Source organism: Curtobacterium sp. MCBD17_026 (assembly GCF_003234895.2).
GTDB lineage: Bacteria > Actinomycetota > Actinomycetes > Actinomycetales > Microbacteriaceae > Curtobacterium > Curtobacterium flaccumfaciens.
In genome coordinates, this window is sequence record NZ_CP126281.1 from 2,192,711 (window position 1) to 2,215,373 (window position 22,663).

The 22,663-nt window shown below is 67.8% G+C and carries 19 protein-coding genes; 13 read left to right on the top strand and 6 right to left on the bottom strand.

The features are described from left to right. Positions 1-76 precede the first annotated feature (76 nt). Positions 77-274, bottom strand: a complete 198-nt coding sequence (locus tag DEI85_RS10330) for a hypothetical protein (protein ID WP_111123908.1) — start codon at positions 272-274, stop codon at positions 77-79. Positions 275-396: 122 nt separating this feature from the next. On the opposite strand from DEI85_RS10330, the gene DEI85_RS10335 reads away from it, so the two are divergent. The 5 genes from DEI85_RS10335 (at position 397) to DEI85_RS10355 (ending at position 7,128) form a co-directional block, all read left to right on the top strand. Further along, complete coding sequence (locus tag DEI85_RS10335; protein WP_146249011.1) at positions 397-3,825, top strand: DEAD/DEAH box helicase; 3,429 nt, start codon at positions 397-399, stop codon at positions 3,823-3,825. A gap of 109 nt (positions 3,826-3,934) precedes the next feature. After that, positions 3,935-4,741, top strand: coding sequence for an HNH endonuclease family protein (locus tag DEI85_RS17605; protein WP_349815116.1), 807 nt, complete (start codon positions 3,935-3,937; stop codon positions 4,739-4,741). A gap of 76 nt (positions 4,742-4,817) precedes the next feature. Further along, a complete protein-coding gene (locus DEI85_RS10345; protein ID WP_111123905.1) occupies positions 4,818-5,483 on the top strand; it encodes a GOLPH3/VPS74 family protein in 666 nt (221 codons plus the stop codon). A 157-nt stretch (positions 5,484-5,640) separates the two neighbouring features. Beyond that, on the top strand, positions 5,641-6,057 hold the full coding sequence (locus DEI85_RS10350; RefSeq protein ID WP_181436409.1) for an SseB family protein: 417 nt from the start codon (positions 5,641-5,643) through the stop codon (positions 6,055-6,057). A gap of 384 nt (positions 6,058-6,441) precedes the next feature. Beyond that, the gene (locus DEI85_RS10355; protein ID WP_111123903.1) at positions 6,442-7,128 is read left to right on the top strand and encodes a hypothetical protein; all 687 of its coding nucleotides are present in this window, start codon (positions 6,442-6,444) and stop codon (positions 7,126-7,128) included. 11 nt (positions 7,129-7,139) lie between these two features. On the opposite strand, the gene DEI85_RS10360 is transcribed toward DEI85_RS10355, so the two are convergent. Continuing rightward, a complete protein-coding gene (locus DEI85_RS10360) occupies positions 7,140-10,634 on the bottom strand; it encodes a TM0106 family RecB-like putative nuclease (protein ID WP_111123902.1) in 3,495 nt (1,164 codons plus the stop codon). Between the two features lie 68 nt (positions 10,635-10,702). Beyond that, complete coding sequence (locus DEI85_RS10365) at positions 10,703-10,921, bottom strand: DUF1653 domain-containing protein (RefSeq protein WP_258376372.1); 219 nt, start codon at positions 10,919-10,921, stop codon at positions 10,703-10,705. 46 nt (positions 10,922-10,967) lie between these two features. On the opposite strand from DEI85_RS10365, the gene DEI85_RS10370 reads away from it, so the two are divergent. The 8 genes from DEI85_RS10370 (at position 10,968) to DEI85_RS10405 (ending at position 17,660) form a co-directional block, all read left to right on the top strand. Beyond that, positions 10,968-11,582 carry a TMEM175 family protein gene (locus tag DEI85_RS10370; RefSeq protein WP_111123901.1) on the top strand — a complete coding sequence of 205 codons (615 nt, stop codon included), beginning with the start codon at positions 10,968-10,970 and terminating at the stop codon, positions 11,580-11,582. Between the two features lie 407 nt (positions 11,583-11,989). Next, entirely contained in the window at positions 11,990-12,475 is a 486-nt protein-coding gene (locus DEI85_RS10375) for a thioredoxin family protein (RefSeq protein WP_111123900.1), read from the top strand. Next, on the top strand, positions 12,472-12,951 hold the full coding sequence (locus tag DEI85_RS10380) for a DUF4395 domain-containing protein (protein ID WP_111123899.1): 480 nt from the start codon (positions 12,472-12,474) through the stop codon (positions 12,949-12,951). The genes DEI85_RS10375 and DEI85_RS10380 overlap by 4 nt, the downstream gene beginning before the upstream one ends. 103 nt (positions 12,952-13,054) lie before the next feature. Continuing rightward, positions 13,055-13,657 carry a hypothetical protein gene (locus DEI85_RS10385; RefSeq protein WP_111123898.1) on the top strand — a complete coding sequence of 201 codons (603 nt, stop codon included), beginning with the start codon at positions 13,055-13,057 and terminating at the stop codon, positions 13,655-13,657. Next, positions 13,654-14,259, top strand: coding sequence for a hypothetical protein (locus tag DEI85_RS10390; RefSeq protein ID WP_111123897.1), 606 nt, complete (start codon positions 13,654-13,656; stop codon positions 14,257-14,259). Before DEI85_RS10385 ends, DEI85_RS10390 begins: the two co-directional genes overlap by 4 nt. Before the next feature lie 64 nt (positions 14,260-14,323). Next, positions 14,324-15,211 (top strand): MurR/RpiR family transcriptional regulator, encoded by an 888-nt coding sequence (locus tag DEI85_RS10395; protein WP_111123896.1) that lies wholly within the window; start codon positions 14,324-14,326, stop codon positions 15,209-15,211. 8 nt (positions 15,212-15,219) lie between these two features. Then, a complete protein-coding gene (murQ, locus tag DEI85_RS10400; protein WP_111123895.1) occupies positions 15,220-16,143 on the top strand; it encodes an N-acetylmuramic acid 6-phosphate etherase in 924 nt (307 codons plus the stop codon). Positions 16,144-16,187: 44 nt separating this feature from the next. Then, entirely contained in the window at positions 16,188-17,660 is a 1,473-nt protein-coding gene (locus tag DEI85_RS10405) for a PTS transporter subunit EIIC (protein WP_111123894.1), read from the top strand. 236 nt (positions 17,661-17,896) lie between these two features. On the opposite strand, the gene DEI85_RS10410 is transcribed toward DEI85_RS10405, so the two are convergent. The 3 genes from DEI85_RS10410 to DEI85_RS10420 form a co-directional block, all read right to left on the bottom strand. After that, positions 17,897-18,550, bottom strand: a complete 654-nt coding sequence (locus DEI85_RS10410; protein ID WP_181436407.1) for a PD-(D/E)XK motif protein — start codon at positions 18,548-18,550, stop codon at positions 17,897-17,899. Positions 18,551-18,867: 317 nt separating this feature from the next. Then, positions 18,868-21,087, bottom strand: coding sequence for a Z1 domain-containing protein (locus DEI85_RS10415; protein WP_111123892.1), 2,220 nt, complete (start codon positions 21,085-21,087; stop codon positions 18,868-18,870). Continuing rightward, positions 21,084-22,652: an ATP-binding protein gene (locus tag DEI85_RS10420; protein ID WP_111123891.1), complete on the bottom strand. Its 1,569-nt coding sequence runs from the start codon at positions 22,650-22,652 to the stop codon at positions 21,084-21,086. Before DEI85_RS10420 ends, DEI85_RS10415 begins: the two co-directional genes overlap by 4 nt. Between the last annotated feature and the right edge of the window lie 11 nt (positions 22,653-22,663).

Consider the following 22,663-nt stretch of genomic DNA (forward strand, 5'->3'; position numbering starts at 1 on the left):
CTCCGGGTTGTCCCCGGCCTGCCCTCTCACGCTAGGGAGCAGCGGGTGGTCCTACAACCAGGTTGCGTTCCGCGGCCTAACGGCCGGTCCAGCGAACCCAGCCGTGCACCTGCGCCGCTGCGCTCTCGAACGACGAGTGCCCGCCGGTCAACGAGTGGTCCGGCGAATCGACGTTGTACGTGTCGGTCCGGGTGATGTCGCACACGACCTCGGAGTCGAGCAAGCCGTTCCAGTGGTCGGCTGAGTCGCGTACCCACCGCAGTCGGTCCGGCATGAGGTTCCAATCGATTCCGTGGACCGCTGTCGTCGCGCTCCGAGTTGGACGGTAGTCCTGTCGCATGTGCGGCGCACAGAGTGGCGGCGCGGATCGTCGGTGGTGGCTGGCACGATGGTCCCGTGCCTGCTGCCCCGATGATCGACGCCGTCGACGTCATCCGCTTCGTCGGGCCGCAGACCTTCGGCCGCGCACGCGACGTCGTCCGCGCCGGCCTGGTGGACGACGCCACCTGGCACGACGACGACGGCACGGTCACCGCGGTCGTGTCCGGCACCGCCGACGACCCGTACGAACTCCGCGTCGACACCACCCCGGCACGCGGCGACTTCGTCCGCCCGGTCCGCAGCACCTGCAGTTGCCCGCTCGGCGGCGACTGCAAGCACGTCGCGGCCGCGCTCCTCACCATCAACGCCCGCGCCCTCGCCGCGAACGCCGGCCCACGCCCGGAGACGCCGGCTCCGCCGCCCTCGGACTGGAGGCACGACCTCGCCCGCCTCGCCGGTGACGACGAACGGGCGCCCACCCCGCAGGGCACCCGGATGGGACTGCAGTTCGAGTTGCGTGACGCGGTCCCCGCCAAGCTCGCCTCGCGCGCCCGTGCCGCCGGCCGCGCCCTGCCGGCTCCGTCCCGCAGCGTGCGGCTCGGGGTCCGTCCGGTGACCCGCAGCGACGCCGGCAACTGGGTGCGCGGGCAGCTGACCTGGGGCACGCTCCCCTACTCGCAGAACCGGCTCGGCGTCGGGGCCGAGCAGCACGCCTGGTTCCTGCAGCTCGCCGCCCTGCACCGTGCCGGGCAGCTCGCGGGCCTGCCGGGTGAGAGCGACTGGCTGCACCTCGACGACTTCCGGAGCCCCCTGCTCTGGCCGCTCCTGCAGCAGGCCGCGGCACTCGACATCGCCTTAGTCACCGGCAAGCGCGAGGGCGGTGCGGTGCTCGGCACGCAGGCCCAGGTGCTGCTCGACGTGGCCCGACACGACGGCGCCGTGGTGATCGGCGCGAGTGCCGTGCTCGACGGCCGGCCCGTGGTGCCCGGAGCAGCGCGGATGATCGGCGACCACGGCGTGTACGTGTTCCGCGAGAGCCCCGAGTTCACGGTGGCCGTCGCACCGACCCCGGCGCCGGTGCCCGAGGACCAGCGGCGCATGCTCGTCGAGGGCACCCGGATCACCGTGCCGATCGCCGAGGTCGAGGAGTTCCTGGCCGACTGGTCGCCCCGGTTGCGCGGCGCCCTCGGCCTGGTCAGCTCCGACGGCTCGGTGGAGCTGCCCGAGCGCACCCCGCCCGAGCTCGTGCTCACCGCGACCTTCGAGCCGGCCCGGGCCCCGCGCACCGACGACCGCGTGCACCTGCACTGGCGCTGGCACGTTGACGGCCGGAAGGACCCGGTGTCCCTGCACGGTCCGCTCCCCGAACTGTCCGGGCTCCGTGCCGCCGACGATCCGGCCGGCACCGAGGACGCAGCCGTGGCGGACCCGCCCGCGGCCACGGTCACGGTCACGGCCGTGGAGCCGACCACGGCGACGACGCCGGACGACGACGTGACGCAGGCCGGGCCTCCCGTCCGCCCCGCCGGACCCGGTGGCGGACTGGACTGGTTCCAGGACGGCACCATCGACGGGGCCGACGTCGCGGTGTTCGCGAACGAGTTCCTGCCCGAGCTGCCGTCGCTCGGCGTCCGCACCGTCGTGCAGGGCGAGCGGCTCGACTACGAGCGGTTGAGCGGGCGGCCGCACATCCGTGTCACGACGATGCCGTCGGACAAGCACGACTGGTTCGACCTCGGCATCATCGTCAGCGTCAACGGCAAGCAGATCCCCTTCACGCCGTTGCTCACCGCGCTCGCTGGTCGGCAGCGACGGCTGAAGCTCGTCGACAACTCGTACCTGTCGCTGGCCGACCCCGCGTTCGATCGGCTCAAGGAGCTCATCGACGAGGCCCGCGACCTGGACGAGTGGGAGCCCGACCAGCCGATCGCCGTCACGCCCCTGCACGCCGGGCTGTGGTCGGAGTTCGACCTGCTGGCCGACGAGACCTCGCACGACGAGCGGTGGCAGGCGATCGCCTCGGGGCTGCTCGGGGCGACTCCTCCGGGTGACGTCCCCGTGCCGGACACCGTGCACGCCGACCTGCGGCCGTACCAGCACGCCGGGTACGCGTGGCTGTCGTTCCTGCTGACGCACGGCATCGGCGGGGTGCTCGCCGACGACATGGGCCTCGGCAAGACCCTGCAGGTGCTCGCGATGGTCGCCGCACGTCGTGCCGCGGAGCCCGACGCGCCCCCGTTCCTGGTCGTCGCACCGACCTCGGTCGTCGGCAACTGGGCCGCCGAAGCGGCCAAGTTCGTGCCGTCGCTGCGGGTCGCGACGGTGACCTCGACGTCGTTGAAGGACCCGGGGCTCGTCGCCCGGACCGCCGCTGCGTCGGACGTGGTCGTCACCTCGTACGCGCTGCTCCGGCTCGACGCCCGCGCCTGGACCGACCTGCCGTGGTCGGCGCTGGTGCTCGACGAGGCCCAGTTCGTGAAGAACCCGCAGTCCCAGACCCACCGTGTGGCCTCGGAGCTGCAGGCACCGGTGAAGTTCGCGATCACCGGCACGCCGCTCGAGAACGGACTGACCGACCTGTGGGCACTGTTCCACATCGTCGCGCCCGGGCTGCTGTCCACCTGGACCCGGTTCGGCGACGACTACGTGAAGCCCCTCGCGTCGCCCGAGCTCCGCGGCGAGGCCCGGCAGGAACTCACCGGGCGGCTGCGCCGACGGATCCGGCCGCTCATGCTCCGCCGCACCAAGGAAGCCGTCGCGGCCGACCTGCCGCCGAAGCAAGAACAAGTCGTCCGGGTCACGCTCGACCCCGCGCACCGGGAGCTGTACGAGCGCACCCTGAACCGAGAGCGCCTGAAGGTCCTCGACCTGATCGACGACCTGTCGAAGAACCGGATGATCGTGTTCCGGTCGCTGACGCTGCTGCGGATGCTCGCGCTGTCGCCGGCGCTGGTGTCGACGCCGGCGAGCGACTCGGACGGTTCCGCACCTCAGATCCCCTCCGCCAAGCTCGACCTGCTGCTCGACGAACTCGAGCAGCTCGCCGCGGAGGGCCGTCGCGCCCTGGTGTTCAGCCAGTTCACCTCGTTCCTGCGGATGGTGTCCGACGCCCTCGACGCCCGCGGCATCGGCTACGAGTACCTCGACGGATCCACTCGCAAGCGCCCGGAGGTCATCGAGCGCTTCCGGCAGGGCACGGCCCCGGCGTTCCTCATCTCGTTGAAGGCCGGCGGGTTCGGGCTCACCCTGACCGAGGCGGACACCGTGTTCGTGCTCGACCCGTGGTGGAACCCCGCCGCCGAGTCCCAGGCCGTCGACCGCACGCACCGCATCGGGCAGACCCGGTCGGTCAGCGTCCAACGGTTCATCGCCGAGGACACCATCGAGGAGAAGGTCCTCGCCTTGGCCGCGCGCAAGGCCGAGCTGTTCGCCACGATGATCGACGACGACGCCCTGTTCGCCGACGACCTGACCGCCGACGACATCCGCTCCCTGCTGACCTGATCCGCTGCGCACACCGCCGCACCACCGTTCCGCCCCGCACCACCGTTCCGCCCGCACCACCGTTCCGCCCGCACCACCGATCCGCCCGCACCACCTGGAGTCCCACCGCATGACGTCCCGCCGACGCCGCAGCCGCATCACGCTGACCTCCGTCCTCGTCGTCCTGGCCCTCGCCGTCGGCGGGTACGCGCTCGAAGCGTCCGGCGCCCTCGGACCGGACGCCGACGCGGCGGGCACGACCGAGGGGGGAACGACCGCGGCGGGCGGTCCCACGGCCGGGGAGACGACCACCATCGGACCGCAGCAGGCGTCGTCGGGGGCGACCCCCGCCTCCAGTCCGACCGTCAGCCGCGGAACCGACGCCGACGCGGTCCGCGCACGCACGCAGCTCGCCGACCTGCCCGTCAAGGGCAAGGCAGCCGGCACCGGCTACGACCGCACCGGCGACTTCGGTAGCGCCTGGCTCGACGTCGACCGCAACGGGTGCGACACCCGGAACGACGTCCTCGCCCGCGACCTCGCCGACATCACCCGCGAGGGCCGCTGCAAAGTGCTCACCGGCACCCTCGTCTCGCCGTACAGCGGTGCGACGGTGGACTTCGTGCGCGGTAACACGACCTCGACCCTCGTGCAGATCGACCACGTCGTCGCGCTCGAGAACGCCTGGCGCACCGGGGCTCAGCAGCTCACCGAGGCCGAGCGGCAGGCGCTGGCGAACGACCCGGCGAACCTGTTCGCCGTCGACGGGCGGTCCAACTCGCAGAAGGGCTCCGGCGACGCGGCGACCTGGCTCCCCGCGAACAAGGCGTTCCGCTGCACCTACGTCGAGCACCAGGTCACGGTGAAGGCGAAGTACCGCCTGTGGGTGGCTCCGGCGGAGCGGGACGCGATGGTGCGGGTGCTGGACGCCTGCTGACGTCGGGCTGGCTGCCGCCGCTGGGTGTCGGCCCGGAGTCCCGGCGCACATCCGCCCCGCGTGGCAGGCTGCGGGCATGGCTGAGCAACTCACGGTCCCGCAGGCGTTCGCGCTCCTCCAGGTCGAGCCCGACGGACGCCACGCTCTTGACGGTTCGACGCTCGACACGGGTCTCGCGGGGGCGGTCCTCGCCGACCTCGCGCTGCGCGGCGCCGTCTCGCTGCAGGACGGACTCGTCGCCGTCGTGAACGGCGCCGCAACGGGTGACCCCGTGCTCGACGGCGTGGTCGGCTCCATCGCGGCGGCCGGTGCACCGCGCAAGGCGAAGTGGTGGGTGAGCCGACTCGGCAAGCGCCAGCTGCGCGACGACGTGTTCGCCGGACTCGTCGAGCTCGGCGTCATCAGCATCGAGCAGGGGAAGGTGCTCGGCCTCTTCCCCACCACGAAGCACCCGGAGCGGGACGGAGCCCCGGAGGCGCTGCTGCGATCGGGCATCGCGGACGTGCTGGCTGGCCGGGCAGGACCCACGCCGTTCTCCGCCGCGGTGATCGGCTTGCTCGACGCGACGAACACCCTGCGCAAGCAGTTCGGTGCCGTCGACAAGGACCTGCTCAAGGAGATCACCTCGGGCACCTGGGCGAGCCCGGCGGTGAAGGCTGTGCTCGAGGAGATCGAGGCCGCGACGATGGTCGTCATCATGGCGGGCACCATCGCAGCGACGGGTTCGATCACCGCGAGCTGAGGTCGGCGCTGCCCTGGGCGATCCCTGGCGTCCGGGGCATCGGCAACCAGCCCGGGTACGCGACCTCGACGCCCGGCGCACGTCCGCGTGCGCCGGGCACGGCCTGGAGGCGCGGCTCGGCCCCGCCGTTTCCGCCGACCGTGACAGCATGGGTGGCGTGAGTACCGATGAGACGAACGGATCAGCTTTCGGCCGAGGCGTCGACAAGGCCCCGCCGACCGCGTCTGCCGAACTGCGACGCAGGATGGCCGCCTCGCCGGCGGGCTTCCTGCGCAGCGCGGCGTGGGTCCCCTGGAAGGCGGCGGGCACTCCAGAGGCCGGCAGCGTCGCCCACGTCATGATCCGGCACAAGCCGTTCGTGCCCGTCTTCACCGACCCGGGCGAACTCGCCGCCGGTTTGCCCGACGCCGAGGGGCGTCCGGTGCCGATGTCCGAACTCGTGTCCGCGCTGCCCGAGGAGTTCGGCATCGTGGTCGATCCCACCAGTGCGGCCGAAGCGAACTTCCTGCACGCCGACGTCCTCGCCGAGATGCGAGTGCAGATTCAGGGTGGCGTCCCGACTGCCGACGACTGATGCCCCTTCCGAGCGAGTGCGGGGGCAGGTGCCGGCGGCACGCCGTCGCCACTCGACGAACGCTTGAATAGGCATACCAATCAAGCGTCGGGAGCCCGGGATCGTACCGGTCCGCAGTGTTCAGGCATGGCCAACCCGTCAACCCAGTTCTGGGGATCGCTCACGTCGACGTTGCCCATCAGGATGGGTCCGTCGGACTGAGCGGACGGGGGAACGACGATGCCGTTGGGCGGGCCAGGACCACGAGATTGGTCCCCTCCGGAGTACTCGTCAGGGCCCTCGCGAAGCGGTCCTCGCCGGCTGCCGACACTCAACGCGCCATCACCGCTGCTGAACGCGAAGCCGCGCAGGCGCACGAGGCCCTGGGCGTTCGCGACCCTTGCGATGCTGCTCGGCCTCGGCAGCGTGGTGATCGCACTCGTCGAGCCGCAACGGTCCGGGATCCAGACGGGCTTCATCGTCTCGACGATCGGCATCTCGGCGATCGTCTTCGGCGTGCAGGCGGTCAAGACCGCACGATGGGGCTCGGCCGCGGCGCGGGCGTTCGGTCGCGGAGGTGCGATCCTCGGCAGCGTCGGGACGGCGCTCATGGCGTACGCGGTCATCGGGTCTGCTCTGGCGGGTACCGGTGTCCACCTGCCAGCACTCTCGCTCCCCCTCGACGGCCGGAGCGCTGTCGTCGGGACGGTGGCGGTCCCGCAACGCCCGGCCGTCGCTGTTCCGGTGGAGTCTGCTGTTCCGGCAGCGACGCCGGAACCTGCCGCGCCGCCAGCTCCGGCGACTGTCGAGACCGAGCGGTCGTCCGTCGTACAGAGCGCCGGCACGCTCGCCTTCGTCATGGAGCAGAGGTTCGGCACCGGTCCGTACCCGTCGACTCTGTCCGTCGGGCTGACCGCGCCGGAGCGGATCCTCCTGCCCGACGGCACCGGGCTCGCTGCCGTTCCTGATGGCGCACGCGTCCTGTACTCCGTCGCGCCGGACGGCACCGCGTGGACCGTCACGATCATCGGAGCGCGGTTCGGGGCGGTGGCGACCTACAGCTCCACCATCGGCACCGTCGAGTCGGGCTGACTTCCCGGCGGTCAGCGGCGCGGTTCGACGAGCTCGATGAAGCGGGACAACAGGGACAAGCCCGCGATCGACGGGGGCAGCCCCGTGGTCAGCGCCGGTGAGTGCACGAGGTACGCCGCCCACTTCGCCCGCGAGATCGCCACGTTCAACCGGTTCGGCATGAGCAGGAAGTCGAGGCCGCGTGGGATGTCCGCCGCGCTCGACGCTGCCAGGGACACGATCGACACGACGGCCTCTCGGCCCTGGAACAGGTCGACCGTGCCGACCTGGGTGCCGGTGAAGCCCGCGCGGTCGAGCTCCTGCCGGATCAGTGCCCCCTGTGCGTTGTACGGCGCCACCACGATGACGTCCTCGTCGGTCAGGGTACGGGTGTCGGAGCCGTCTGTCCAGGTGCGGCCGACGACGTCACCGACGAGGGCGACGACCCGGGCGGCCTCTTCAGCAGAGGACGTCGTGTTGCCCGCGTGCACGACCGGCACGGGGTGCACACCCGCGTCGATGCCGTCGAGGTGCCGCCCGGAGACCATCGAGGCGAGCTGCCCGTCGTAGGACAGGGCCGAGACGGATTCGGTCAGCGCGGGCTCCATGCGGCGGGTGCGGGCGAGGAAGTAGCCGAACTCGGGCGGCAGGACGTGTTGTCCGTCAGCGAGCCAGCCGAGCGCGGACTCGTCGACGGGCTCCGGGTGCGAGCCCTGCGACACCTGGGGCAGCTGCTGGGGATCCCCGAGCAGCAGGAGCCGGGTCGCGGCGACCGACGACGCGATGGTCGGTGCGAGGGAGAACTGCCCGGCCTCGTCGACCACGAGCAGGTCGAGCGAACGACGCTCGATCGTGGACTCGTTCGCGAAGGTCCACGCCGTGCCACCGACGACACCGCCGGTGCCCGAGGCCTCGCACGAGGACAGGAAGGCGGCGACCGCGGCACCGTTCTTCACGGGGGTCCAGGCTGCGGCGTCGAGCTCGTCCTCGGTCGCGCCGGACTTCGGCACCTTCACGACCCGGTCCGCGGGGACGCCGGCGTTCACGACCGAGGTCAGGAAGTTCTCCGACGTCGCGTGGGACTGCCCGACGACCCCGACGCGCCAGCCGTACTCGCGGACGAGCCGGGCGACGACGTTCGAGCCGACGTAGGTCTTGCCCGTGCCGGGAGGGCCCTGGATCGCCAGGTACGACCGGTCGAGACCGAGCAGGGTCGACACGACGGCCGACACCGTGTCGTCGCCCTGCACCGGGACGATCTGGCCACGAGGGGGCACCCGGCGCAGCAGGTCGAGCGCAGGGTCGGGCAGCATCGCCGGCAACTCGTCGAGTACGGCCTGACCCCACCACGCGATCGCCTCCGGCTGGGGCTTCGCGCGGGGCGGTGCCGATGGGGCGAGGGCCACGGGGAACTCGTGGTGCGGCTCGCCACCGACAGGAAGTCCCTCTTTCACGAGGACCTCGACGGCATCGCCGTTGTCCCAGACGTCCACGATCACGGCGCGCGACGACGCACCCTTCGACCCGGGGCCCGGAGACACGACCGATGGCGGAAGCGGGTCGTCGTAGACCAGGTGGGGCGTGCCTCCAGGCCGGAGCCGCGAACCGGGCGCGAGCGTCCCCGACAACCGGAGTTCCCGCGACTTCGAGCGGGCACGCGGCAGCGTGTCCCAGTCGCGTTCGACGGACGCCCGCTCCACGACCAGGACGTCACGCGTGTCGGCCCAGTCGTCGACCGGGTTCCGCAGGCGGTCGAAGTGGTCCTGCCAGAAGGTCTTGGCCTCGCGGCGGTGGTAGTCGATCGCGGCTGCGGCGAGCGCCAACGCGGTCTGGTCGGGCGTCCGGTCGAGGGCGTCGACGTCCTCGAGCTGCGCAGCCAGGGCGACGTACACCGGATTGGGCTCGCGCTCGACGGGGATCGGTGGGACCTCGAGCTCGAGCGCCGGGTCGGCCGCATCGCGGTCGTCGGTGCGCAGCGAACGCAGCCAGTCGCGCAGGCGCAGGGTCGAGCGGCAGTCGTAGGCGTTGTAGTCGGCGACCTGGTCGAGCATCCGCTGCCCCTCGGCGGCGTCGCCGTTCCGGAGTTCCTCGATCGCGTCGACGTAGGCGGTGATGCTGTCCGCGGCGTTCGTGACGTCGCTCTCGCGCAGGTCCGACCCCATGTACAGCGGCTCGAGCTTCTTGATGGAGTAGCTGTGGCTGCCGACGACCAGGGCCTTGCGGACGATCGGGTACAGGTCGACCAGGACGCCGGCTCGCAGCAGATCGTCGACGGCGTCCTCACCCACGCCGTGGCGGGCGGCGAGCGACAGCAGGTGCGTCCGCTCGTAGGCCGCGTAGTGGTAGATGTGCATGCCGGGGTACCGCTGGCGGCGCTCATCGATGAAGGCGAGGAAGCCTTCGAGCGCGGTGCGTTCGTCGCGGATCGTGTGTGCCCAGAACGCGGTGAACTCGGCGCGGTCGTCGACCAGGCCGAACAGGTAGTCGAGGCCCCAGTGCACGCCGTCCTCGGTGTGCAGCGGGTCGCCCTCGAAGTCGAAGAACACGTCGCCCGGGTCGGGTGCCGGGATCGCGTCGAGCGCGCGGGCGTCGAGGACCTCGAAGCGCGGCTTGACGGGTTGGTCCGGCCCGTCGGCGCCCTTCCGTCGGGCGCCTTCCGTCTCGATCTGGAGGCTCGCCTGACGCACCAGCCGATCCTGCGTCGCGCGGGACAAGCCCGGCACTGCCCGGGTGCGGACCGCCAGGTCGTCGATCGTCCGCACCTCGTGCTTGATCAGCTTCGCGCGCTGGTCCAGGCGCATGCCCGCGACGAGGACGAGGTCGCGGTGTTCGGCGACCTGGGTTGAGCAGACGTCGCATCGGCCACACGAGGAGTAGCGCGGGTCACCCCACTGCAGTGACTCGTCGGCGGCCATGCGCTCGGCGATGACCCGCTGCAGTTCGGCGCGCTGCGTGCGGTACACCGGCGCGATGTCGGCGAGGTCGTGCGTGGTCGTCGTCCGGTCGCCGAGCACCAGGTGCACCTGCTGACCGGTCGGGATGCCGTGCGCCTGCATCTGCTCGGCGTACGCGGCGAGCTGCAGCAGGGCGCTGATCTTGGCGTGGCGGGCGAGCTTGGTGTCGTAGACCTCGTACTCGCCCCGGTCGTTGCGGATGATGAAGTCCGCGAAGCCGATGAACCCGGGGGCGTCGGCCGTCGGAGCTGCGTGGAACGTCGGCTGGTACAGCACGTCGGCGCCGTCGGCGAAGGTCTGGCGCGCTTCGGCGGCGGCGCGTGCGTAGTCCGGCGGGGCGGGGCGGTCGAACTCGACGACGTCGCGGGTCTGCTTGAGGATGTCGAGGTAGTCGAGCTCGTGCTGGTCCCCCAGTCGGGCGGTGCGCTCGAGCATGTCGTCGTGCACGTCCGGCAGGGCTTCCCCGCGACCGAGCTTGGCGTCGAGCCGGCGGAGGAACGCCCACTCGCAGGTCGACCACGTGCTCAGGTCACTCGGGCTGAGCAGCACGTGCCCGTCGACGCCGATCTGCATGCGCTCCCCCTTGCTCTCCGGTGCGCTGAAAGCCTAGGGGCGAGCGCCGACACCGGTTGCTCGGGCCGTCAGCGGCCGACCGGGACGAACCGCGGCCCGTCGTACCCGTCGCGGGTGACGTGTGCAGTGAAGTCGGCGAGCGTGCGAACCCAGTGACCCCGTTCGCCGTACAGCGCCTGGTACACGACCACCGGCTCCTCGGTCTCCACGTCACGGGCGACCAGGACGACCTCGTAGTCGTTCCCCTTGAAGTGCCGGTACCGCCCGGGTGTCACGTCGAAGCTCACGCCCCGATGCTAGGGCGGCGGCCCGTGCACTCCCTACACTCACCCCATGACGGAGCACGCACGCACCGAGCACGCCCGCACGGACCGCGGACTCGACCGCCTGGTGAACTTCTCCGACGCCACCGTCGCGATCGCCATCACGCTGCTGATCCTGCCGCTGGTCGACATCGCCAGCGAGATGTCCTCGGGCGAGAGCGCCGGCGACCTGCTCCGCCAGCACTGGCCCGCGCTACTCGAGTTCCTCATCACCTTCTGGTTGATCTCGCGCTTCTGGATCCTCCACCACCAGGTGTTCGAGCACGTCCGGTCCTACAACCCGCGGATCATGCAGCTGAACTTCGTCTGGCTCATCAGCATCGTGTTCCTGCCGTTCGCCGCCAACCTGCTCAACAGCGGCGAGAACGACGACCGTGTGGCCCACGCGCTCTACCTCGGCAGCATGGTCGTGACGAGCCTGGCGCTCACCGCCATCGAACTCGTGCTCCGACGGAACCCCGAGTTGCTCGCCACACCGCTGGGCGACTCCGCGCGGGGGCTCATCGCCGCCGGACTGCTGTCGACCGCGCTGGTCTTGTCGGTGGTGTTCCCGAGCATCGGCCTGCTCTGGGCGCTGCTGTTGCTGTTGCAGGGCGCCGTCGCCCGGCTGCTCCGACGCGTCTGAGCGCGCCGCTTTGCCGTTCGCCAGCATGCGGGACGCACGCCGACATCCACGCGGACGGGTACCGCGCCGCCAAGCCGTGGCCCGTTGCCTTGAAAAGTATGCCTATTCAAGCGAGGCAGAGGTCGGTCCAGCGACAGCGGATGAGACCCGAACCAAGACCGGAGACCTAAGACCAAAGACCAAAGACCAAAGACCAAAGACCAAGACCAAGACCAAGACCCAAGACCCAAGACCCAAGACCCAAGACCAAAGACCAAAGACCAAAGACCAAAGGCCCGAGGCCCACTGCCCGCGGCCCACTGCCCACGGCCCACGGCCCACGGCCGACGAACCACGCCCCGACACCTGCCCCCGTCACGTTCGGTCACGTTGGCCCGGAACGCTGCCGAACCACGTACCGTCACGGCATGACCGTCATCCTGGCCGTCGCCGTGCTCGTGGGAGTCCTCGCACTCGCCACGGCGCTCGGTCTGCTCCTGCGCGCGAAGACCGGCCGCGCACGGACCACGACGGCACCGGGCGACGCCGGGACGGTCGCCGACCTCGCCCCGCCGACAGCCTTCGGCACGCGTGCCACCCTCGTCCAGTTCTCCACTCCGACCTGCGCCCGCTGCCCCGCGACGGCCCGGCACCTGGACTCCCTCGCCGCCCGGCACGACGGCGTCACCCGGCTGGAGATCGACCTCGCCCAGCACCCCGGACTGGCGAGCCGCTTCAGCGTCCTGCAGACCCCCACGGTCCTGCTCGTCGACGGTTCCCGGACCGTTCGCACCCGCTTCGGAGGCCCACCCCGCCCACCCGAGCTCGCCGCAGCCCTCGACACCGTCCTCACCGCAGGAACCACACGCAGCACAGGCACCCCAGGAACCACCGGCACCCAGGAGTCCCGATGACCACCACGACCGACACCACACGCGGCATCGACCCGCGCTCCCCACGCTTCGGCGCCGCCATCACCACGGTGCTCCTCGCCGCGACGATCATCCTCACGCTGATCCCCGAGACGTGGGTCGCCGGCATCGTGCTGCTCGCGGTCATCGTCGTGCTGTTCGCCGTCGGAGGCATCGCCGGCATCCGCCGACACCCCTACGGCGCACTCTTCCGACGGGTCGTCCGCCCACGCCTCGCCCCGCCCGCCGAACTCGAGGCTCCGGAACCCCCGACCTTCGCCCAGCAGGTCGGCCTGTTCGTGACCGCGGTCGCCCTGCTCCTCGCACTGCTCGGCGTGCCGTACGCCGCCCCGATCGGTGCCGCGGTCGCACTGGTCGCCGCGTTCCTCAACGCCGTCTTCGACGTCTGCATCGGCTGCCTGCTCTACGTGTGGCTGGTGCGCGCAGGGATCTTCCGTCCGCGTCGCGGCGTCGCCTGACGGCGTCCGGCCTGGAGGCCCGCCTCACCTCGACCGCACCGCCAGCGTCCGACAGGTGCTCGGCTCCAGAACGCGGCTGCGCCCCGCCCCGTAGGGTGAGCGGGTGGGGGAAGACGAACGAACCATCCGGCGTGCCTGGCGTCGCACCGCCCTGGTCGTGTCGATCGCCGCGGTCGCAGGGGCAGTGGCAGGTTGGGCAACCTCGCGGCACGAGGACGGTTGGACCGTCGCCCTGGCGATCTTCACGTGCGTCGCCGTGCTGGTCGGCCTGGCCGGAATGCTCTCGCTGCTCCCCGCCAGTGCGCGCGCGTCGTCGATCATCACGCAGGCGACCGAGGACCTGACGAGAGACCGTCGCAAGGTCATCAAGAGCGCCATCCGCTCGGGTGTTCCGCTTGCGGACGACGCGGGCCCGGAGCTGCAGCACCGCGCGCTCACCCTTGCTCGCGGGACCGCCGCGTTCAACGGGCTGATCCTCGTCCAGAACCTCCTGCTGTTCGCAGGAGCGGCCGCTCCCCAGTTCGCCCGGGTCGTCACCGGCGATGGCAGCGCGATCATCAGCCGGATCTTCCTGGCGCTCTTCGTCATCGAAGTCGTGTTCCTCGTACCGTTGCTGGTCGTCCGAGGCCGCCGAGCTCGGCGCTACACGGAAGCCGCCACGGCCGAGAACGAACGCCGCACGACCACTCCGGCCTCCGTCGTATGACGACCGTGACGGAGGGATCAGAGACGCCCGAAGCGATTGCCCGCCGAGCCTGGCGCCGCACGGTCTGGATCGCCCTGGCCGGAGCCGTGGTCGGCGGGATCTTCGGTGTCGTACTCGAGCGCGTGGGCGCTGGACCAGGACGGCTGCTCGTGGTCGTCGGGTGCACGGCGGCTGTCGGCGGACTCGCCGGGGCGTTCTCGATGATCGCCACCACCCTCCGCCTGACCCCTCAGATGCAGGCGCCTCTCGGAGGACTCTCGCGCTCCGGCCGCAAGACCGTCTCGCAGGCGATCGCCAAGCGGGCTCCGATCGAGCCGCCCGACTCCGACCTCGCACGACGGGCGTTCGACCTCGCCCGTCTCCGCGCCGTCTCCCAACCGATCGCGCTCGGCCAGTTCCTGCTGCTCTACCTCGGCATCGCCGGGCCACAGCTCCCGAACCTCGTCGACGACGACCCCTTCACCGCGGGGTTCGGTCGGGTCCTCTGCGGCGCACTCCTCCTGGCGGCCGTCGTCTTCACGCCGCTCCTCCTCCGCCAGACCCGGGCTGCCCGACGTTACGTGCAGGCAGCAGCCACCGAGCCACCCACTCGCCAGCGCTGACCACCTAACACGCAATTCACTTTCAGCACTGGCGCTCGCCCGCGAAAGAAGCTTTCATAGCAGGATGACGACCACCGAGCGGTCCGAGCGCGCCGACGCCTTCGCCCTCGTCCGCACCCAGTCGGCGAGCATGCCGTCGAGCATGCGCGCCATCGCCGACGCCGTCCTCGACGACCCGGCAGCCGCGGCCACCACCAACGCCACCGACCTCGCCGGCCGAGCCGGGGTCTCCCCCGCCACCGTCTCCCGGTTCGCCCAGCACCTGGGCTTCGCGAACTTCGCCGCCCTGCAGCGCAGCATGACCCGGGCCGTCGAACGCGGGATCCACGAGCGTGAATCCACCGAGATCCACGCCGGTGTCGCGGTCGACGACGACGTCGCCACCGTGATCGCGAAGGTCACCGAGGACGTCCGAGCGGTGATGGCCGACACCCGCGCCGCACTCGACCCGCACGCCCTTGAAGCAGCGGCCGCAGCAGTGAGCGAGGCCCGCCGCGTCGTCCTGTACGGCGTCGGCGCGAGCGGCATCGTCGCCCGAGACCTGCACCTCAAGCTCGAACGCATCGGCATCATCAGCTCGATCGCTGACGACCCGCACAACGCGCTGACCCTGGCGAGCGTGATCGGCGAGCACGACGTCCTGGTGCTCGTCAGCCACTCGGGCTCCACCGTGGAGACTCTCGAGGTCGCTCACGCCGCCCGAGCCCAGCACGCCACGATCATCGCGATCACCGGCCACGCCGCCGCCCCGCTCGCCACCACCGCCGATCACGTCCTGCTCGGTGTCGCCGGTGCCGAGAGCGCCCTGCGCCCCGCAGCCATGGGCAGCCGGATGAGCCAGCTCGCCATCGTCGACACCCTGTTCATCGTCGTCGCGCAGCGCACCGACGAGCGCTCCCAGCCGCTCCTCGCCCGCAGCCGCGACACCGTCCGCACCCACCACCGGAACTGAGCACCACCATGAACCAGACGCACGAAACCCACGACGCCCTCCGCGACGAACTCGCGGCCCTCACCACCGAGGCGACCGACCACTCGCTGGACGACATCGACACGATCTCCACGCTGGAAGCTGCCCAGCGCATGAACGCCGGAGACCGCAGCGTGCCTGCGGCACTGGAGCCGTGCCTCCCGGCCATCGCCCTGGCGGCCGACTCGATCGCCGCAGCGTTCGCGCGCGGCGGCCGACTCGTCTACGTCGGCGCCGGCACGCCGGGCCGGCTCGGCGTCCTCGATGCCAGCGAGTGCCCGCCCACCTTCGGCACCGACCCGAGCCAGGTGGTCGGCGTGATCGCCGGCGGCGACCCCGCCCTGACCACCGCGGTGGAGGGCGCGGAGGACGACGAAGCAGCCGCCGTCCGCGACCTCGACGCGCTCGGCCTGACGGCCGACGACGTGGTCGTCGGGATCAGCGCGTCCGGCAGGACGCCCTACGTCATCGCGGCCATCCTGGAGGCCCGGCGCCGCTCCGCCCTGTCGGTCTCCGTCGCGTGCAACCCGGACTCGGCCGCGGGGCGTGAGGCGGACATCGCCATCGACGTCGTCGTCGGCCCCGAGTTCATCGCCGGCTCGACCCGCCTGAAGGCGGGCACCGCGCAGAAGCTCGTGTTGAACATGCTCACCACGCTCGCGATGGTGCGCAGCCACAAGACGTACGGCAACCGCATGGTCGACGTGCGGGCGACGAACGCGAAGCTCGTCGCCCGGGCGTTCTCGCTCGTGCAGGACGTCACCGGCGCTGCCTCGACCGAGGTCCAGGCGGCACTCGACGCCTCGGACGGCGAGGTGAAGACCGCCATCGCCGTGATCCTGACCGGCGCCTCCGCTGCCGACGTGCGTGCTCGCCTCGATGCTGCTGCTGGCTCATTGCGCGCCGTGCTGTAGACCCCCGTTTCCCCGTTCGTTTCCCCTCCCCCGAGGAGCACCCCATGCCCGATGCCCAGCAACTCGCCCAGCAGATCCTCGACGCCGTCGGCGGTTCCGCGAACATCGCCGACGTCGAGAACTGCATGACCCGCCTACGGGTCGAGGTCGTATCCGACTCCTCCGTTGCGCTCGACGATCTGAAGGCCACCGACGGCGTCATGGCCGCCATCGCGGCCGGCTCCAACCTGCAGATCGTGCTCGGCCCGGGTCTCGTCGACCGCGTGGCCGACGGCCTGGAGGCCCTGCGCGCGGCCGCCCCGTCGGCTGCGGCTGGTGGGTCCTCACCTGAAGAACTCGCGGCTCGCGGAGCCGAGATCAAGGCAGCAGCGCGGGCTCGGTCCGACGGCCGCACCATGCGCGCGATCCGGAAGATCTCCGCGATCTTCATCCCGCTCATCCCCGCACTGATCGCCTGCGGGCTGATCGCCGGGATCAACGGCATCCTGACGAACCTGGGGTGGGTGCCCGGGGTGACCCCGTTCCTCGGTGTGCTCTCGTCCGGCTTCCTGTCCCTGCTCGCCGTGTTCGTCGGGATGAACGCCGCGAAGGAGTTCGGCGGCACGCCCATCCTCGGCGGCGCGGTCGGCGGCATCATCGTCGCGGCCGGCGTCGCGAACGTCACGGTGTTCGGCGAGACCCTGGCTCCCGGGCAGGGCGGTGTGCTCGGTGCGCTGGCCGGCGGCATCCTCGCCGCCTCCGTCGAGCGGTTCATGCGCCGGGTCACGCCGGACGTCATCGCGCTCATCGTCGTGCCGACCGTCACAGTGCTCGTTGCCGGTTCGATCACCCTCGGCGTGCTCATGTCCGTCGCCGGTGTCGTCTCGGTCGCGATCGGGACCGCTGCGACCTGGCTGCTCGCGAACGGTGGGGCCTTCGCCGGCTTCGTGCTCGGAGGTCTCTTCCTGCCCCTCGTCATGACCGGCATGCACCAGGGGCTCATCCCGATCCACACCACTCTGATCGACCAGACCGGGTGGACCGTGCTGTTGCCCGTGCTGGCGATGGGTGGCGCCGGGCAGATCGGTGCGTGCATCGCGCTGTGGGTGCGGTTCCGGTCGAACGCCTCGCTCGTGCTGACCATTCGGGGTGCGCTGCCGGCCGGGTTCCTCGGTGTCGGCGAGCCCCTGATCTACGGCGTGACGCTCCCCCTCGGTCGGCCGTTCATCACCGCGTGCATCGGAGGAGCGTTCGGTGGTGGTGTCGTCGGGCTGTTCGACCAGCTCGGGCACTCCGTCGGAGCGATCGCCATCGGGGCCTCGGACCTGTCGCTGATCCCGCTGCTGAACGGCTCGTCCGGGTACGGGTGGGCACTGCTCGGGTACGGGTCAGGGCTCGTGGTGGCGTACGTCGTGGGGTTCGTGGCGACGTTGTTGTTCGGGGTGTCGGAGTCGGTGCGGGCTGCTCTGGAGGCGAAAGTTCGCCAGGAGTCGCGGCTCGAAGTCAGATCGTCGACCGAACCTCGTCCCGCGACCTGAGAAACGCTAACGTCTGCCTCGCGCGCGTAAGGCGCTAGCCTGCAATAGCACACCGAAACCACCGCGATCATCATTGAAAAACACGTAGAGGCAGCCTCCCTCCCCACACGCACAGCTGAGGGTTTCGACATTTCTCAGCGGAATGACTACCCCATGGATGATCGCCTTGGGCCAAGGGTTCACCACTTTGCCAGAGCAGCGCAACTCAGCCTCAAACCAGAATGAGACTCGCTGGCCTAACGGAGGAGCGCGGGGACCGTATCTAATCCTCGCCAGCCAGATTCATCCAAGCCATTCAGGTCCTGAATGAACGACACGTTGCTGACGGAGGAGGGAATGCTCCCGATAACGGGAAGCGACTCCATGCGCGTGAGTTGTATACCGAACGGGCGGAGGTCGAACTTGATGTGCCCCACCCCGAGGAGGGCCGAGCCCAGCACATCTACTGATTTAGAAAGGGCCTGCTGATAATCCGTTGGTGACAAACGGACCGACAGCCGAGCCAGCAGATCAAGAATGGACACTCCGCTCTCGGAACGATAGAGACTCACCACAACAACCCAACCATCTTCTCGACGGACCTTCAGCTGCTGATCTCTAAAATGAAATCTCAAGGACTCGGACTCAGTCGATTTAACCTCAAACGCCACGGCAGGAAGCTCAAAGTCCAACACAGAATAAGGCGATGCATGCCAACCACGGAGGAGCGCCTGCGGATCCTCCGTTTCAGACACAAACCGCAACTCACCCCAGAGTCCTTTGATGACCTCATCGCTCGGATCGGGCGTATCCCTGAACAAGTCGGCAAACCGGCGCGCGAACGCCAAAAACTCCTCGAACCCCCAGCCGTCTTCAACGGACCCACTCAAAGCACCGAGAAACTGGCTCATCGCCTTCGTCGTGCTCCGACCAGCCCGGAGGCTGTAGCCGGACATGGACGACTCAAAACTTCGACCACTGACATCCGTCAACTTCAGATCCCGGCGTTCCACTACTCGGAACTGCCCCCCCACACGAACATCAGGCCGGGGCAGCTCGTTCCCCACGAGCTTCACCGGCTTCAGAAACCAGTGAGTGTCGTCGGAGTCAATCGCTACGAAAGAGCTGATGCCCAACGGGGCTGCCTGAGCTAAAAACTCTGCTCCCACCGGGATCTTCGAGGAAGAAAGTAGCTTGAAAGCTGAGGAAAAGGCTGTAGTTCCGACGGTCAATCGAGCACCTCAACTACAACCTGACTCGACTGCTTAGTCGGGACGTAGAACGCAAACCACGGAACGGAACCAATGTCCTTGTAGTTTGAATCCACAAGTCGGAACTGGCGAAGGTGGAGCGTCGGGTGAGCCGCTCGGCGTAGAAAGCGCTCCCCCGAAAACCGAAGAGGAGTTGTTTCGGTTACCTTATCGGGAGACCTACCCGAAAAGATTGTGTCCGCAAGCCCGGCCTGCGTGCGGCCGACCTGATCCGCTGTGGTCAGCTCATTAACAAAAACTACATCGACGGCCGATGCAGCACCGGCGAGCCAAGTTGCAATGGAAGTGGCAATCTGCCGATCTCGTCCGTCAAGTTCAAGATCAAGCAACAGACTTGCAACCTTCTGAACTCCTACCTCCACCGCGACCTGATCCGTCTTCATCCTGGACCTCAGATCAACGAATCCTTTATCTGCCACGTCGTGGAAGTTCTGCGTGGAGCCGGCACCCCGCAATTCGTCGTACAGCCCAGTCATCCGAGCATGATTGTAGCTTGCAGCTGCAGGCGCGGGCACCGAATGTTGAGACACCCAACCTCGAGTGAATGAGAGTCGTTCGGTCTTCAGACCCTGCACCGAAGAACGGGTCAACTCCTTCATTCCTCCACTCAAAATAAACTCGCGTTTCCAATAACGTAGCGGCGAGCCTTGATGGGCCGACAGGGAGGCTAGCAACGTGCGCTCGTCCCGTACGTATCCTTCGTAGGCCCTCTTGACGTCGTCAGGAAGGTAAATTCGGATACGATCAGCATAGCTTTCGCGATATCCAAAGAAACGAGCTCGCTGCTGAAGGGTGTCGACGGCCCCGGCCGTCTTGCGCGGCATATAGGTAACGACCAAACCCTCTACCGTGAAACCCCGGTCGAGCTTCTGCCCACCAACGAGGACCCAGAACCGAGCCGCACTCCAGACGACTTCCGTTCCCCCGTGGTTTACTTCCACGACTCTAAGCTGGGACCACACCTCAGCAAGCTCGTCCCATAGTTCGTCGAAGGCAGGAATATCCAACCAAGTGCGGGCGAGGTCCGACCACGCTTTGTGAAAATCTGCGCGAATATCGGCGTCCCCCAGACGCATCAGCTCAGCCCAGCTTTGCTGTAGTCCTTGAAGCCACGACTTGTACTGCGCGTGCGGGGCTCGATCCTGAGAAGCCTGTACCAACATCGAGCGGTTGACGTAATCGTCGGAGAGCTCGGCGGAAGCTGCGATCAGCAGGTAAGTTTGGAACGCTCGCTGGAGAGATTCGGGCACGTCCCGCATCGGCTCTTTCGGATTATAGACTTCAGAATCCTCAATTTTTCGTAGCAAATCACTTCGTTCCACGAAAAAATATTCCCCGCCAGTATACCCATCCCCGGGTTTGAGGACGGTTGCGTACTCCGGGTTCAGCTCGTCCGAGATGGCCAATAGGAGATTTGCCTGCGGAGTCGCCGTGTACTGGAGAAACGAATGATAAGGCAATGCCGTGCGAAGCTGCTGAATCGCATGATATGTTCCGCTCTCGGCTTGGAGACCCTGTGTGGCATTCCGACGAGCTTCAGTATTGAGACTCGCCTGGTCGGACTCATCATCAATCACAAGCACCGGAACATCACCAATCTGAAGCTCCGAAAAAAGGTCAGCGAGGTTCTGCAAGCGTTGATGGTGCTTCAGAACCGTCACCACAACCGTCGGTCGAGGCTTCTTGCTCTCGCCAGAACGATACATGCGCCACGATACCAACCTTTCTGCAATCGCATCCCGGGTCTCGGAACCCATCGGGTTCGAATACCACGCCCAGTGACGAGAAGCCTCGAGGTTATCGATACCCAGGTCTCGTCGAACTCTCTCCTCGGACTGCGTACGCAGATTTTCTGTCGTACCCACCAAGAGAATGACAACACCGAAGCCATTATCTCGAGCCAAAGTTGACACCGTCGTGAACGACATGGTCTTTCCCGACTGAACGCGCCCCACAGCCAGGAGAGCATTAACGCGAGGTTCGCCCTGCGGGTCAACACAGTGCGAAAGGATCTCCGACGCCTCTTCGACGATTCGGTCGACTGCCTGTCCGGGCAACGCCCCGTCACCCCGGAGAATAGCCGTGAAGCGGGAAGTTTGCTCACCGACCTGAGGATCCCAAAGCGCCTTCGAAGCCGGCTTGGCAAGTCCGTTACCCTCCAGGATATCCTGGTTCATGATTCTGAGACCTCGATTTTGGTAGACAACAGTTGATTTAAGTACGTGAGAAATGCCGTCGATTTCAACCCCGCACGACGGGCTCTTACTAAAGAAACACCAATTGCACCCGCAAACGCCAAAAGAGGGCGCGCCCCATCCCCTCGAGCGCCAAGAAACTCGAGCGTGAAGGGATGTGCGAGGGCTATCCGCAATGACACCATTGTGCTGGGAAGATTCGTTCGGATGTCATGGCCATCCTGATCGCCCGTAAGTTGCAGCCAATCTACAGCTGGAGCGATCGCGTCGGCCTCAGTGCGAACAATCCAAACTCGGTTGGCCGTGACAATACGGGCAGTGTTTGCGAAAGACGTGTTGGACGTCGCCCGCCCGTCACCGGAAGTAACTTCTTGCTCGAGTTCAACCGTATAGGACTCGGCGTCCTCAGAAGTAGTCCCGGCATTGGACTCCGTCAACCCGACACGTGCCGCGAGATCTCCACTAACTTCATTCGCGTCGCGAATAAGGGTACGTAGCTGATCAGCGTTAGCGCTTGATGCTCGGTACTGACGCGCCTGCTTGATGATGTTTGGTTCACCTTTGAGGGCAAGGCCGAGCTTCTCATGAAGGACATCTTCAAGTTCGTCCCATTGAATGCCGTCTTTTGTGTAGGAGACATCGAATCCTTCAAGCCGAAGCTCACCGTATATTCGTTGGTACTCGAAAGAGTTCGATCCCCCGAAAATAGCTGTCGGGCGGTATGTATCGTCATCGCTGCCGATGATCAGCCGCTTACGCCTGAACAGGGCCAATCCCGCTTCGCGGGTACTACCCCTTTCTCGGACGCCAACCCAACCGAAAACTCGATGGGAATCGTCAAGCTGGATATCTATGTCTGATTCCCACCTTCGGGCGGGTTCGGTCTGGGCCCAGGCCGGCGGCGCTACCAGCGTCGATACTTCGTCGAAAGAGAGGCTTGCGCCGTTGTAGCGCAGTTCAACGTCACCATCCCGTAAGAACATTCTGTAAATGCTAGCCAAGTGACGCTTTATCTTGTCGACCGAGCGTCCTCTTGGGAGGTGATTCAAGTCGGTGAGTTCGACGATTGTGAAGTGCGAATCCCGTTCGGCGGGTAGTTCACGGACCGGAAGATGCTCAATCCTTCTCCCCGATATGTCATCCATATCGAAGAACACGCTTCGCTCAACAGCTTCACCGGCGACAGATGTCCTCACAGTCCAACGTCGGGCAAACCAAGTTGCGGCGCTCTTCATTCCCATTCCAAATTCGGAGAGCCCGGAACGATTAGGTGGTACTTCCGCGGCTCGGAATGCCCGGGGGAAGTCTTCCTTAGCTATCCCAAAGGCATCGTCTGCAATCACTATACGCCCGCCTGCGTCGCCGTCAATCGTGATGGAGACGTGGAGACGGTCCCCTTCCGACGAATTTGCGACGAAGCTCTGAACAGCGTTGTCGACGAACTCCGCAAGGGCAAACCATGGCTTGTAATTCAAATTTCGAAGTACGCCGAGTATGTTCACATCGGGGCGGATTTCGATCAATACTGGATCTTTTTCGTCGCTCATGATCTCGTTCT